Origin of the sequence: Lichenihabitans psoromatis, assembly GCF_004323635.1 — a bacterium.
Classification (GTDB): Bacteria; Pseudomonadota; Alphaproteobacteria; order Rhizobiales; family Beijerinckiaceae; genus Lichenihabitans; species Lichenihabitans psoromatis.
Window position 1 is genome coordinate 3,131,522 of the sequence record NZ_CP036515.1, and the last position, 13,665, is coordinate 3,145,186.

The window sequence follows — 13,665 nt, forward strand, 5'->3', positions numbered from 1 at the left end:
ATGCGAATGCGCCTCGACCGAGAGCCGCCTTTGTCGAGCCGAGACGACGGGTCAGACAAGCGCTGAACGTCTTTCCTAACCTCGGCGCGGAATGGCCTCCGCGAAAAAGTTAGTCACTTGGCGGACGCGAGCCGGAACAAAACGGCGTTTGGGCCAGACAAGACTGATGTCTCTGACATCGGTCACAAATTCGTCGAGGATTGTCATGACCTCGTCTTGCCGGAGTTCATCCGCAAGCGAAACCCTGGCCAAGAGGCCAATTCCAACATCCGCCAGAACCGCGGTCCGGATCGTTTCGACACTGTTGGACCAGAGATTGCCGCGAACCGGAACGCTGAAGCGACCGTCTCGCCCCACGAACGGCCAATTCGCCGCCTCTGTTAAGCCGCCATACAACAGGCAATTATGCTCGCTGAGCTCCGCAGGCGTCTTTGGAATCCCGTGGCGCTCGAAATAACGGTGAGATCCGACGCATATAAGCGGGGTGATGGCGACGCGCCTGACGACCGCATCTGGTTCGTTGACGGGTCCGACGCGTATCGCCAAGTCGATCCGATCTTCAACCTATCTCGCACGAAATCCGAGAGGATGAGGTCCACCTGAAGGCCGGGATTGAGGGACAACAGGTCAGGGATAAGCGGCAAAACATGGAGACGGCCGAACGTCCCAGATGCCGCGATCCGAATTCGACCCGAGACGCTCAGCGTGCTTTCGGTGAGTTCGTTATCAGCATCCTGCATCTCATCAAGAAGGGGCTTGATCCGATCATAATATCTCCGCCCCTCATCGGTCAGCGTGACCTTGCGGGTGCTTCTATTGAAGAGCCTCACGCCGAGGCGTCTCTCCAACGCGCCGATGGCTTTACTGACGGCGGATTGTGAGTCGCCGGTTGTGCGTGCTGCGGCGGAGAAGCCGCTTGCTTCAACGACGGCGATGAAAGCGGCTAATTCATTGAAGCGGTCCATACCATTCCCAGCGAGAATTAATCTTATGGCAGTTTAAACAATTATCGTTGGTTTCGATATCGCCCATATCCGGATCTCTCCAATAGAAGGAATGGCGTCATGAATATCGATCTGACTGGCCGCAAAGCGGTCGTTTCTGGGTCCACAGCAGGGATTGGCCGAGCCGTTGCAGAAGGGTTGGCGCGCGCTGGCGCTGCGGTCGTCATCAACGGTCGCCGCCAAGAACGGGTCGGTGCGGCGCTGGCCGAGTTGCGCACGCTTTTCCCGAACGGTGAGTTCACCGGCGTCTGTGCGGATCTTGCGACCCCGGAAGGCGCGGCGGACTTATTCGCGCAGGTGCCGGACGCGGACATTCTCGTCAACAATGTGGGTACTGGGCGCCCGAAGCCCTTCTTCGATATTGCGGACAGCGAGTGGGTCGATCTCTTCGAGCTGAACGTCATGAGCGGCATCCGCGCCTCCCGTCACTATACGCCGGCCATGGTGAAGCGCGGCTGGGGGCGTGTCGTCTTCATCAGCAGTGAGTCCGCACTCGCAATCCCGAAGGACATGATCGACTACGCCATGACGAAAACCGCGCAACTCGCCATTGCGAGGGGCTTGGCCGAGGTGGTCGGGGGTACGGGCGTCACCGTCAATTCTGTCCTCCCTGGGCCGACAAATTCGGAGATCATGGGGGGGTGGATGAAGGCGAACGCAGAGGCGCAAGGCATAACGCGAGAGGACGCCGAGCAGCAGTTCTTGAAGACGATGCGCCCGACATCGCTGCTCAATCGCTTTGCGACGACCGAAGAAGTCGCGAACCTGGTCGTCTATGTCTGCTCGGATCAGGCGTCGGCAACAACAGGCACGTCCTTGCGTGTCGACGGGGGCGTCGTACGAACAATAGCGTAACGCTTGGCTTCTGCGCGGGCACGACGCGGTTCCGCGAAGGGCCGCAACCTATCGGTGTTTTCGCGGGGGAGACGACCGCTCGCGCCAAGCGCCCTGAGCTTGACGAGCTAGGTCTCGGTCCAGAAATAGTGCCAGGTTCCGTCGTCCCCGATCGCGGTTCGGTGGATGAGTGGACCGCCTCCCGCGGCCTTGGCGGTGAGGTCCTCAAAGCGGACGCAGCGCCAGAGGCCGATCTGTTGCGAGCGGGGCGGGGCGACCTCGTTCGCGACCGGGAAGATGGGCCAGATGTAGGATGTGATCGGGCCACGCCGATCCTGCACGTAAGCGGCCGTGAAAACCGCTCGCATGATCCCGAGCATCTCGCGACCATGTCGATCGAAGCTTCGGCTCTTCAAGTATGCAACCGGGTCCGCCTCCGGTTTCTGGCCACGACGGAACAGCGGCGGCACCTCGTTCCAACCGAGCGGCACGCGGAGATCGTCGATGTCGCCGCCGCGCACCGTCTCGAGAATGCGAGCCCGCAGAAGCTGCACGGCGCGGGGCAGGGATGCGATTTCAAGCGAAGGAGCGGATCGCGCTATCGGTCGATCGTCGCCCGGCTTTGCCTCGGATCGTGTCACGCGTCGACCTTGAATCGCTGCATGGCCCGCTCGAGTGAGCGCGCGCCCTCATCATAATCGGCCCAAGCGATCGATTTTGATAGCAGGGCCGGCACGGTGCGGATCGTGAATTTGGCCGGGTCGAGCCCCGTTTTGACCTGCGACCACGTCAACGGCATCGACACGGTCGCGCCGGGCCTGGCGCGCGGCGACAAAGGCGCCACCGCCGTCGCGGTCCGGTCATTCCGCAAATAATCGAGGTAGATCTTTCCCGTCCGCAGCTTCTTGGCCATGTTGACGAGATAACGATCGGGATCCGCTGCCGCCATGTCGGCGCAAATTCGTCGGCAGAAATCCTTCGTGGCGGCCCAATCCGGCCCGGCCTTCTTCGGCATCGTCAGCGGTGTCACGACATGCAGCCCCTTGCCGCCGGTCGTCTTGCAGAACGACACCAGCCCGAGATCGTCGAGCCGGTCTTTGATGTCACGTGCCGCATGGATGACAGCCTCGAAATCGACCTCCGGGCCGGGGTCAAGATCAAAAATCAATCGACCCGGCACCTCAGGCTGATCCGGCTGACAGTTCCACGGATGCAATTCGATCGCGCCGGTCTGCGCCAATGCGACTAAGCCTTCGACGCGATCGACCTGCAGGTAGGGCTTCGTCTCCTCCTTCACGGTCACCAGCGTCAGCAAGCTCGATGTGCCCGGCATCGCGTGGCGTTGGAAAAACTGTTGTCCGCCGATCCCGTCCGGCGCGCGCACGGCCGAGCATGGGCGACCTTTGACATGCTCGAGCATCCACGGGCCGATGGCTTCGACATAGCGGGCGAGGTCGAGCTTGGTGACAGGCTGGCCCGAGCCATCATCGGGCCAGAGCGCCTTATCCGGGTGCGTGATGCTGACGCCCATCACCACGGCATTAGCGGCGGGCCGGTGGCGGGCGGCTGCGACAGGCGTTGCTTCGCTCGCGGACGGTTTGGCGGCGGTCTTGTTGGGTTTTGTGCCGCGCGTCGGCTTAACGGGCGGCTCCGATAGCGGCGTCTCGACCGGAGCGGGTTTTTCGGCCACGACCTCGGCTGCCGGCTTGTCGTCTCGCAAACCCTTGAAGGCGGCCTGCCGGATCATGCCGTCGCCGGTCCAACCTGCATAGTGGATTTCGGCCACAAGGTCGGGCGCGAGCCAATGAATACCCTTGGCGGCTTTGGGAGCGTTGAGGCCGGTAAACGGGTTCTTGGTGGCGGCATGCTGTTCGAGGCGCGGCATCAATTGCGACACCACCGCCTGACCATAGCCGGTTCCGATCCGCCCGACATAGACGAGATGATCGCCCTTATGCACGCCGGCCAGTAACGAACGGAACTTGCCATCCGTATCGGTCCAGCCGCCGATCACAACCTCATGGCCCCCTCGGCATTTGGCCTTGGTCCAACTCTCGGAACGGCCCGACACATAGGGGGCGTCGAGCCGCTTCGAGACGATGCCCTCGAGCGACATGCGACAGGCCGCCTTGAGGACCGCGTCGCCGCCGGCCGCGAAATGGTCGACGAACCGCAAGCGGTCGTCGTCATGCGGGGTGTCGGTGAGGATACCCTTCAGGCGGGATTTCCGGATCGACAACGGCTGTCCGCGCAAATCCTCATCGCCCGTCATCAAAAGATCGAAGGCAAAGAAGACGAGCTGGTCGGTTTTCCGATCCGAGATGGCAGCCTGCAAAGCCGCAAAGTCCGGCGCTCCCTGATGATCGAGCGCCACGATCTCACCATCGAGAATGACGTCAGGCAGCGCTTCTCCGACTGCGGCGATGGCCTTGAACTTGTCGGTCCAATCCAACCCCTTCCGGGTCCGGAGGACCGCCGTTCCGCCCCGCACGTTGAGTTGCACGCGATAGCCATCGAACTTGACCTCGTGGGCCCATCCGGCGTCGCTCGGGGGATGGTCGACCAATCGACAGAGTTGCGGTTCCACGAAGCGCGGCCATTCCGGCGCAACCGACTTGGCTTTCGCGGTCGCTGAAATCTTGGTCTTCGGCGCTGCCGCTTTGGCGGCTGATGGCCTCTTGGGCGGTTTCTCGGGCTGAGATGTGGCGTCGTCGGCCGCGCGATGCGACTGCCAAACGGCGTCGGGCTTGGCGGCTTTCGAGGCTTTGGTCATAAACGGCTTCGGTGGTTTGCCTCGGCCTGCCGCGATATCGTCCATTGCGCGGCCGGAGGCGACCGAGGTGTCCTGCGACAGAAGGGCATCCGCATCGCCCTCGTTTGCGGCGTCATCGCGATGCTTGATCAGCAACCAGTTTGTCCGCTTGCCGCCCATCCGATCGTGTTTCATGCGGACCAGCACCCACGACCCGTGCAGCTTCTCGCCGCGCAGGGTGAATTTGAGGTCGCCCGACTCGAGGCCACCCTGGGCCGTCATACCTTCTGGGGTCCACGTGCCCCGATCCCACAGCAGGACTGTGCCGCCGCCATATTGACCTTTTGGGATCGTGCCTTCGAAATCACCATAGTCGAGCGGATGGTCCTCGACCTCGACGGCGAGGCGCTTGTCGTGCGGGTCGAGCGAGGGGCCGCGTGTGATCGCCCAGGATTTAAAGACGCCGTCGACCTCGAGTCGCAGATCGTAATGCAGCCGCGTGGCATCGTGTTTTTGGATGACGAAGCGCAGCGCCTTCGACGGGGTAATGGCCGCCTTGCCGGTCGGTTCCGCGGTCTTCTCGAAGTCGCGCTTCGAGGTGTAGGACGCGAGTTTCGTATTCACCGCTCGTCAGCCTCCCGACAGGCGGAGCCAGCGAATGGCTCCGCTTTCGTCTGAGCGACTCAATCGGCGGGACCGCAGGAAGTTGCAGGCCTCGCCGCTCGCAACGTTAGCGTCTCATCAGGCGGCTTGCGACAGGCTCGGATAATCGATGTAGCCCGTCGGTCCTTCCGCATAGAATGTTTCGGGCCGCTGCGGGTTGAGCGGCGCGTCCTGACGGAGACGCTCGACCAGATCCGGATTGGCGATGTAGGCCTTGCCGAACGCGACGGCATCAGCCTCGCCCTTGTCGAGCAGAGCCTGCGCTTCGGCTTTATCGAGCTTCTCGTTGGCGATGTAGACGCCGCCGAACAAAGCCTTGAGCTGCGGGCCGAGGCGATCATCTCCCGTATGCTCGCGGGCGCAGATGAACGCGATCTTCCGGCGGCCGAGTTCGCGAGCCACGTAGCCGAAGGTCTCCAGCGGCGTCGAATCGCCCATGTCATGCGCGTCACGGCGCGGGGCGAGATGCATCCCGACGCGGCCAGCGCCCCAGACATCGATACAGGCGTCCGCGACTTCCAGCATCAGCCGGGCGCGGTTCTCGATCGAGCCGCCGAAGCGGTCGGTCCGCTGGTTTGTTTTGTCCTGCAGGAACTGGTCGAGCAGATAGCCGTTTGCGCCATGCACCTCGACGCCGTCGAAGCCGGCCCGCTTGGCATTTTCGGCGCCATGGCGATAGTCGGCGACGACACGGGCGAGTTCATCCGTCTCCAGCGCGCGAGGCGTCACGAAATTCTTCTCCGGACGAACCAGGCTCACGTGGCCCGAAGGTGCGATCGCGCTGGGCGCCACAGGGGTCGCGCCGTCGAGATAGACAGGATCCGAGATGCGGCCCACGTGCCAAAGCTGGAGCATGATGCGGCCGCCCGCCTTGTGGACCGCCTCCGTAATGATCTTCCAACCCTCGACCTGGGCATCCGACCAGATGCCGGGCGTGTTCGGGTAGCCAACTCCCTCGGCCGTCACGCTCGTGGCTTCGGTCAGGATCAGTCCAGCAGTCGAGCGCTGGACATAATATTCGGCCATCATTGCATTCGGTACGCGACCGGCGCTCGCGCGGCAACGGGTCAGCGGCGCCATGATGATGCGATTCGGCAAGGTCAGGTCACCGACGACCAGCGGATCGAAGAGAGTTGGCATGTGAGGATGTCCATTGTTCTTGGAGCGGCGCCACGGACCGGCAAAGCCTGAACCGCATGGCGTATCGGGTTATGTACCGAACGTTATGCGCGACCGCAATCGTGTCAAGCGCCGGATCGCCGATCCCTAACTTGGTCACCTACGCCAAGACTTAGGGTGGGGGCGCGTTACTGGCGGGTCACGATTGAGAATTCACCCTGCCGAATTCGCTCGGGTAGCCGTTCAGCGAATGTCGCGGCTGCGTCTTCGCCGTAAATGTCGACCAGCGTCTGAAAGGCCGTGAAGAGGGCGGCTTGCACGAAGCAATCCTCCTCGATGCCATCCAGCGTCGCCTCTGCGAAGGCTTCGGCCACATAAGCAAGCGCCAAGCGGCGATCGTCAGCAGCGTCGAATCGGTCTTGCGAAACAGTCGTGTCAGTCAACATGCAGAGGTTTTACCGTGTCGACGCGCAAGTGCATATCCCGATTACTACGAAAGGGTTAACATGCCTAGTGAAATGCAGTTTTTCTATTCACCACCGAAACGGATCGACAGATCGCGCGCGAGTCGCTCGCCTTCCTGCAAGGATCGGTCGACGACCGCCTGAGCCGCCGGCGTGCACGTCCGATAGGTGACCTGATAGCCGCGATAGCCGCGATTGTAGCTGCCGGCGAGCCGCTCCTTCCGCAGCCCCGTCTTCGACTCGGCGTCGAGAAGGCTCTCCATTTTGTCGTGCCAGGTTGCACCATCGCCTTGCCCGCACAGCGTTTGCATAAACGCCAGTGTGCCCATCAGCTCGGCCAAGCGATCGAGCTGCGCCTCGTAGGGAGGCGGTCCCGCCGGCTCGCGTGGAACAACACCACGTTGCGGTGCTGGCGGGGGAAGCGGCGGTGGCGCCGTTTCGGCGCAGGCCCCGTTCAGCCCTGTGGTTGACCCAATCAGCAGTGCCGCAAGGAACGGACCAAGGATCGTCTTGCGCCGGTCAGTCCCCCGCATGTCGGCTCGCGATAGCCTGCTCCAGCAAAGGCTTCAGGCCAGGGGTGAGCGGCAGGGTCTCGAGATCGGCGAGGTTGGCCCAGACGATCGTGCGCGTCTCGTCACTAGCGATGCCCTCTCCGGAGACCCATTCACCGATGAAGGAGGCGACGACGAAATGCCGTTCGACGCGGCCCATATTGTCGCGTGCGAGGACTTCGACATGGCCGTTGAAACCCGTGATCCGAGCCGTGACTCCGGTTTCCTCGGTCAGTTCGCGAAGGGCCGCTTCTTCGAGCGTCTCACCGAGTTCGACGAGGCCTCCCGGGAGCGAATAGGAGCCGGCACCCGGTGGTTTCACGCGCTCGCCGAGCAGCACCCGCCCATTGCGAAACACCGCTACGCTCGCGGCGATGATCGGTCTGGCCGGGTAGGAACGCGAGGGATCGAGCGGCACCGGGCCGGTCGATGTCATATGTGCTGGCCGCCATCGATGTGGATTTCGGCCCCATGCACGTAGCTCGATTGTTCGGTGCAAAGAAAGTAGATGGCCTTGGCGACCTCTTCGGGCTTGCCCAGCCGCCTGAGCGGAAGATGCTCGATGATCTTGTCGGTCCCAGGCGACAGGATCGCGGTATCGATCTCACCCGGCGAAATAGCGTTGACCCGGATCCCGAGGGGTCCGAAGTCGGACGCCATTTCGCGCGTCAAGGCCGCAAGCGCCGCCTTCGACGTGCCGTAGGCGGCCCCGGCGAAGGGATGGACACGAGAGCCGGCGATCGAGGTCACGTTGACGACCGACCCCTGCGCTTTTTCGAGTTCCTTGATCAAACCGCGGGCCAGCATGACCGGGGCGAAGAAATTGACCTGAAAGACCTTCTGCCAATCGAGCAGGTTGGTCTCGATTGCGCCCATGCGGCCCCCGCCGCTGAGCTTCGGCGAGATGGCGGCATTGTTGACGAGGGCGTCGAGCCGTCCGTCCTGCAAGCGCTGACGCACCTCCTCGATCGCGGTCGCGGTGCTGTCCGAATCGGCAAGATCGACCTGCAAATGGTCTTCCGGGCCCATTTCCCACGGACAATCCTCTGGGAAAGCATGACGCGAGCAGGTGATCACACGCCATCCCGCCGACGAGAATCGTTTGACCGTCGCATGGCCGATCCCGCGCGACGCGCCGGTCAGCAGCATGGTCCGCCGCGGGCCGTTGGACTGAGTCTGATACATCGTCATCGTTGACCGCCGCGTGTCGGATGGGGGAGCCCGCTCTGGGGTCGGGGCCGTGCTGCGACCGTCATCGATCGCAGCGGGCTCGTGTTGCGGGTCTTATGCCAGCCCGCCCGCGTGGCGACTAGCCTTCGACCGATCTCAGGGTTGAAGCCGCAGCTTGGTCCAATCCGCCCGATCGTCGGCGCGGGAAAAAACGATGCGATCGTGCAGTCGGGACGCACGATCCTGCCAAAATTCCATCGACGAGGCGATCACACGATAGCCCTTCCAATAATCGGGGCGCGGCACGTCTTTGCCCTCGAACTCGCGATCGAGATCCTCGACGCGCTTCTCGAGCGTGGAGCGTGCGTCCAGAGGGCGCGATTGCTGGCTCGCCCAAGCGCCGATCCGGCTCCCGCGGTGCCGGCTGGCAAAATAGGCGTCCGCCTCCTCCTTCGTGACGGCTTCGACCCGTCCTCTGACTCGGATTTGCCGGTTTAGCGATTTCCAATACAGCACAAAGGCAGCCTGCGGGTTGGCGGCGAGTTCCTCACCCTTCTGGCTTTCCGAATTCGTATAGAAGACGAAACCTCGGTCGTCATACCCCTTCAGCAGAACCAGACGAACGTCCGGCAAGCCCTGCTGATCGACCGTGGCGAGCGCGATCGCATTCGGGTCGCGCGGCTCGCTTGCGACCGCCTCGCCTAGCCAATCCTTGAAAAGGCCCATCGGGTCGTCGCGCAGCGTGAAGTCACCAGCAATTAACGGTTCCAAGTTACCGTCCCTTCATGTTGTTGCGGAAAAGCGGATCGCACTCGTGAACGTCAGGCAGCCAATCTCGAACGCGAAAGCCTCGGCGATGTCGGCCGTTCGGATCGATCCGAGCGCCGCCGGCCGCGGTTTTGCGTCCCGCGCCATCCTCCGGCTTCTTATGTGCAGCGGCATCGGCATTTGCGCCAGTGCCTGCTCGGTTTCATTTCCGATTGGCGGGTTCATGGCAGACCAGAGCCCGACCGGATCGATCAATCGGTCCACCGTCGTTTTATCCAAGGAACTCGACGGCGAGGATTGGCGCCGGGCGAAAGCCGCGCTTGCGGTCGCGCTCGACCCACAAGGAAATGGCGCGAGCGTCGCGTGGGACAATCCTCGATCGGGCGCGAAAGGCAGCTTCATCGCGACCGCAGCACCTTTTTCCAAAAATGATAAAATCTGCCGGTCGTTCAAGGCACATGTGGTGCCTGATCCGCATGCCGATCGACATATCGAGGGGTCGGCTTGCCGTGGTCCGGATGGCGATTGGACCGTGGCGGATGCCCGCGAGGAAAAGCAAGCCAAAGCCTGAACCGGCACAAAGCCTCGCCAACCCTGATCTTTTTGTAAATGGCGTGCCGCTTCGCCTGTCGTGATGCTTGCCCTTCGGCGGCAGAGCGCCCATTTTGCCACAGACAGAGACATGCGCTTCGTGCCGCTTGGGCGAGCGCGATCAGCAGGCCAGATGATGCGTAATCCATATGAAGTGTTGGGCGTCCCTAAGACGGCGGACGCTGCAGAGATCAAGAAGGCGTTTCACAAGCTCGCCAAGAAACATCATCCTGATCAGAACAAGGATCCGAAAGCGCAGGAGCGTTTTTCCGAAGCCAATTCGGCCAATGAGATTCTGGGCGACGAGACCAAGCGTGCAGCCTTCGATCGGGGCGAGATCGATGCGGACGGCAAGCCGCGCTACCAGAGCTTTGACGGATTCGGGGCCGGTGGCGGCGCTGGCGGCCGGGCAGGTCAGCAAGCTTACGAATATCAGGATTTCGGCGGTGGTGGATCGCCGTTTCGTGGCTTCAAGGGCGCTCAGGGCGGGATCGATCCGACCGACTTCTTCTCCGACCTCTTCGGCGGTGGTGCGGCGCGCGGCGCGGCCGGTGGTGCTTCGGCCGCGAAGGGCGAGGACGTCTCGGGCACCGTGACGGTGTCGCTCAACGAGGCGGTGGAGGGCGCGCAAGCCCGTGTCAGTCTTCCGAGCGGACGCATGCTCGACATTAAAATCCCGGCCGGGATCGAAGATGGCAAGCAGATCAGGCTGAAAGGGCAGGGCATGCCGGGTCGCGGCGTGCCGGGGGACGCGTTGATCACGGTCAAGATCGCCAAACATAAGTTCTTCGAGGTCGACGGACGCGACCTGCGGCTCGATCTGCCAATCACGCTTTATGAGGCGGTGTTGGGCGGAAAGGTCAATGTGCCGACGCTCGGTGGGGCCGTCGAACTCACCTTGCCGCCCGGCGCTCGCGCCGGCAAGACGCTGCGGCTGCGGGCCAAGGGTTTGCCGGCCACCGGATCGCTGCCGGCTGGCGATCTTCTGGTGACGCCACGCATCGTGCTTCCGGCCGAGCAGGACCCGGAGCTGATCGCGGCGGCGGAACAGCTCCGTGATCGTCATCCCTATACCCCGCGAAGCATGTTCGACTGAGGTTGACGCGCCAAGCCCTGAGAGGCCGGCGGGCGTCAGTCGCTTGCCGGCATTTTGATGCTGGCCCTCAGCCAATCGATGTTTTTCGATAGCCAAGCCGAATCCTTGTTGACCGAGAGAACCAGCCCGATCGGCCCCTCGATCCAAGCCGCGCTGGATTCGCCGTTGCCGGCCGTGACGATCATGCTGGTTTTTGGCGCAGCATCGGTCCGGGCGACATAGAAGCCGAGCCGCTCGCCGGCCTCATTTTCAAAAACGAAATAGGCGCCTGGCCCAAGGTCGCCGGGAGCGAGGCGTCCGCCGAGAAGCAACCACCCTTCGCTGCGAAGATCAGGCGCGTGAACCGCAATCGACAGGCGGCGCTGAAACCAATTGTCCAACTGCGCCTGTTGTGCCGATGCGATTTCGACGGGTCGCAGCGGATCGATCGCATAGGTCCGATAGGCATCGGCCGCTCGGTCGATCAACCGATGGATTGGATCATGGGCTTCGGGCGGTCGCACCTCAGCCTGATGTCCCTCGAAGAACCGCCTCGGCATGACATCGCGCGAGACGAAATAGCCCATCGTGATCGCGGCCGCGAGCGCCAGAGCCGCCACGCGGAAGTCCTTCAATCTGTGACGGCGCGGCTTGGCGGGGAGCGCAAGGTGGACGACGGGTTTTGCCTTGAGCGGCGCTGTCGTCTCGATCGGTGCGAGCGCTTCGTCGCGCTCCGGGGTCATATGGTCGAGCCGCAACCAGAGCGGAACCGTCTCATGAGCAATGCCCGCGAAAGCCGCCTGAATAACATCATTCTGGCGGCTCCAATGTTCGATGCGCTCGGCCTGCTCGGGATCATCGCTCAAATGGGCCAGAAATGCAGCCCGGCGTTCATCGTCCAAGCGGTGATCGACGAAGCGGAGGGCGTCGATGTCGCCAAAGACACGTTGCATACGCTTCACGGTGCGGCAGCCTTACGATTTGACAAGGCGAAGATGCGTCGAGCGCTGCCGCCTCTCTGCCTTCTCGGCTGTGGCCTGCGTCGAGGACCAGAGCGTTTCTCCGAGTTGCTCGCGGGCATGCACCAAGCGGGTCACGAAGGTTCCGGTCGGAATGCCGATGATCTGCGCGGCTTGCGGGTAATCGAACCGCCCAAGCACCACCAGAAGCAGGGCCTCCCGATGTCCGAGAGATAACAGGTCGAGGGCGCGACCGGGGGATCCTCCGGCGCTATGAGGCAGGAGATCTGTCTGCGACATCTGGTGCGTCGCTTGTCCGTGGGCCTGCTGGTCCGACGAGCCAAGAGCACTTGGTGATGACCGCCGTTCACCCAGACACGCGCGCGCCCGAAGCCGATTGGCTGCCGTCACGCGCGTGAAAAGCTTGATCGCCACATCTTCGCCAACCCAATGTCGTTCGCTTCGCAGGGCATGAGACAAAGCGTCGTGGACAAGATCGTCAGCCGCGTCCTGGCGGTGATCGGTCACAAGCGCGCGTGCATATTGGCGAAGCCGAGGGATCAGCTTTTCGACGTCTCCACGATAGGAGTGCCTCGTCGCGTTCACCGTCTTCCCCGCCGCCAATTCATGACCCCATCCTTTAATTCAATGTTAGGACAAACAAGGAGTCTTGCCTACGGTTCTTCAAGCCGCCACGATGGATTATCACCGGATTGCCGGTACCTAAAACGACGCAGATGTGCCGATCGAAACGACCGAATGCTGTTTGTTCGGTCCCGGTCTTTTCAGATCGATGTCGGTTGAGTTATGAGCGGCGGATGGTTTGGCGAGGGCGAATGCAAGCGGTTCGAGGTCGGGTAGCACATGTCTGAAGCAACAAGCGCCTCCAAGCCGTCGGTCGGGCGGGGGATTCTGGCCGGCAAACGCGGTCTGGTGATGGGCGTCGCGAATAATCGGTCGATCGCCTGGGGGATCGCAAAGGCGGCCCATGAGGCGGGTGCGGAACTCGCCTTCACGTTCCAGGGGGACGCGCTGGAAAAACGGGTGCGGCCGTTGGCACGGGAAATCTCCGCCGAGGTGGTCGGCCACTGCGACGTCACCGACAGCGCCTCGATCGATGCGGTTTTTGCAGAGGTCAAGCGCTTGTGGGGCAAGCTCGACTTTCTCGTTCATTGCATCGCGTTTTCGGACAAGGACGAGCTCACCGGGCGTTATGTCGACACGACAGCCGAAAACTTCTCCAAGTCGCTGTTGATCTCCTGCTACTCGTTCACGGCGGTGGCGCAACGCGCCGAGAAGCTGATGATCGACGGCGGTTCGATGCTGACACTCACCTATTACGGCGCCGAAAAGTGGATGCCGCACTATAACGTGATGGGTGTCGCCAAAGCGGCTCTCGAAGCGAGCGTACGCTATATGGCGGCGGATCTCGGGGCGCAAAACATTCGCGTCAACGCCATTTCGGCCGGCCCGATCAAGACACTGGCGGCCTCCGGCATCGGCGACTTCCGATACATTCTGAAATGGAACGAATATAACGCGCCTCTCCGCCGCACCGTGACGATCGAGGAGGTGGGCGAAAGCGCCGCCTTCCTGTTGTCGCCCCTGTCACGCGGAGTGACGGGCGAGATTCTGCATGTGGATGCCGGCTATCATGTCGTCGGCATGAAGAACCCGTCGGCTCCGGATATTTCGGTCGTCGGCAAAGAGTGACG

The 13,665-nt window shown here is 62.4% G+C and carries 15 protein-coding genes and 2 pseudogenes; 4 read left to right on the forward strand and 13 right to left on the reverse strand.

Going from position 1 to position 13,665, the window contains the following annotated elements; translation table 11 throughout:
* Positions 1–75 precede the first annotated feature (75 nt).
* Positions 76–546 carry a substrate binding domain-containing protein gene (locus EY713_RS23350; RefSeq protein ID WP_281015355.1) on the reverse strand — a complete coding sequence of 157 codons (471 nt, stop codon included), beginning with the start codon at positions 544–546 and terminating at the stop codon, positions 76–78.
* Positions 547–836: 290 nt separating this feature from the next.
* Positions 837–965, reverse strand: a pseudogene (locus tag EY713_RS23355) (helix-turn-helix domain-containing protein); the annotation flags it as partial.
* Positions 966–1,064: 99 nt separating this feature from the next.
* Between EY713_RS23355 and EY713_RS14540 the strand changes: the two are divergent.
* Complete coding sequence (locus tag EY713_RS14540) at positions 1,065–1,859, forward strand: SDR family NAD(P)-dependent oxidoreductase (protein ID WP_131115980.1); 795 nt, start codon at positions 1,065–1,067, stop codon at positions 1,857–1,859.
* A gap of 107 nt (positions 1,860–1,966) precedes the next feature.
* Here the strand turns inward: EY713_RS14540 and EY713_RS14545 are convergent, their stop codons facing one another.
* The 8 genes from EY713_RS14545 to pdxH all read right to left on the reverse strand — a co-directional run bounded on the left by EY713_RS14545 (position 1,967) and on the right by pdxH (position 9,283).
* The gene (locus EY713_RS14545; protein WP_245572733.1) at positions 1,967–2,479 is read right to left on the reverse strand and encodes a hypothetical protein; all 513 of its coding nucleotides are present in this window, start codon (positions 2,477–2,479) and stop codon (positions 1,967–1,969) included.
* Entirely contained in the window at positions 2,476–5,214 is a 2,739-nt protein-coding gene (ligD, locus tag EY713_RS14550; RefSeq protein ID WP_131115981.1) for a DNA ligase D, read from the reverse strand. Before ligD ends, EY713_RS14545 begins: the two co-directional genes overlap by 4 nt.
* Before the next feature lie 117 nt (positions 5,215–5,331).
* Positions 5,332–6,393: an alkene reductase gene (locus tag EY713_RS14555; protein WP_131115983.1), complete on the reverse strand. Its 1,062-nt coding sequence runs from the start codon at positions 6,391–6,393 to the stop codon at positions 5,332–5,334.
* A gap of 167 nt (positions 6,394–6,560) precedes the next feature.
* Positions 6,561–6,761 (reverse strand): hypothetical protein, encoded by a 201-nt coding sequence (locus EY713_RS14560; RefSeq protein ID WP_413771087.1) that lies wholly within the window; start codon positions 6,759–6,761, stop codon positions 6,561–6,563.
* A 140-nt stretch (positions 6,762–6,901) separates the two neighbouring features.
* Positions 6,902–7,369 (reverse strand): TIGR02301 family protein, encoded by a 468-nt coding sequence (locus EY713_RS14565; protein ID WP_131115987.1) that lies wholly within the window; start codon positions 7,367–7,369, stop codon positions 6,902–6,904.
* The gene (locus EY713_RS14570) at positions 7,356–7,823 is read right to left on the reverse strand and encodes an NUDIX hydrolase (RefSeq protein WP_131115989.1); all 468 of its coding nucleotides are present in this window, start codon (positions 7,821–7,823) and stop codon (positions 7,356–7,358) included. The genes EY713_RS14565 and EY713_RS14570 overlap by 14 nt, the downstream gene beginning before the upstream one ends.
* On the reverse strand, positions 7,820–8,572 hold the full coding sequence (locus EY713_RS14575; protein WP_131115991.1) for an SDR family NAD(P)-dependent oxidoreductase: 753 nt from the start codon (positions 8,570–8,572) through the stop codon (positions 7,820–7,822). Before EY713_RS14575 ends, EY713_RS14570 begins: the two co-directional genes overlap by 4 nt.
* A gap of 141 nt (positions 8,573–8,713) precedes the next feature.
* The gene (gene pdxH, locus EY713_RS14580; protein WP_245573019.1) at positions 8,714–9,283 is read right to left on the reverse strand and encodes a pyridoxamine 5'-phosphate oxidase; all 570 of its coding nucleotides are present in this window, start codon (positions 9,281–9,283) and stop codon (positions 8,714–8,716) included.
* 265 nt (positions 9,284–9,548) lie between these two features.
* Between pdxH and EY713_RS14585 the strand changes: the two genes are divergently transcribed.
* Positions 9,549–9,896, forward strand: coding sequence for an RT0821/Lpp0805 family surface protein (locus tag EY713_RS14585; protein ID WP_245572734.1), 348 nt, complete (start codon positions 9,549–9,551; stop codon positions 9,894–9,896).
* A 156-nt stretch (positions 9,897–10,052) separates the two neighbouring features.
* Positions 10,053–11,012, forward strand: coding sequence for a DnaJ C-terminal domain-containing protein (locus tag EY713_RS14590; protein WP_131119757.1), 960 nt, complete (start codon positions 10,053–10,055; stop codon positions 11,010–11,012).
* Between the two features lie 35 nt (positions 11,013–11,047).
* Here EY713_RS14590 and EY713_RS14595 read toward each other — a convergent pair whose 3' ends face one another.
* From EY713_RS14595 to EY713_RS23600, 3 genes and pseudogenes are all read right to left on the reverse strand, one after another.
* Complete coding sequence (locus EY713_RS14595) at positions 11,048–11,953, reverse strand: anti-sigma factor (RefSeq protein ID WP_131115995.1); 906 nt, start codon at positions 11,951–11,953, stop codon at positions 11,048–11,050.
* A 12-nt stretch (positions 11,954–11,965) separates the two neighbouring features.
* A complete protein-coding gene (locus tag EY713_RS14600) occupies positions 11,966–12,250 on the reverse strand; it encodes an RNA polymerase sigma factor (RefSeq protein ID WP_131115997.1) in 285 nt (94 codons plus the stop codon).
* A 174-nt stretch (positions 12,251–12,424) separates the two neighbouring features.
* Positions 12,425–12,556: pseudogene (locus EY713_RS23600) on the reverse strand (sigma-70 family RNA polymerase sigma factor); the annotation flags it as partial.
* Between the two features lie 258 nt (positions 12,557–12,814).
* Here EY713_RS23600 and fabI point away from each other — a divergent pair.
* Positions 12,815–13,663 carry an enoyl-ACP reductase FabI gene (gene fabI / locus EY713_RS14605; RefSeq protein ID WP_131115999.1) on the forward strand — a complete coding sequence of 283 codons (849 nt, stop codon included), beginning with the start codon at positions 12,815–12,817 and terminating at the stop codon, positions 13,661–13,663.
* The last annotated feature ends 2 nt before the right edge of the window (positions 13,664–13,665 follow it).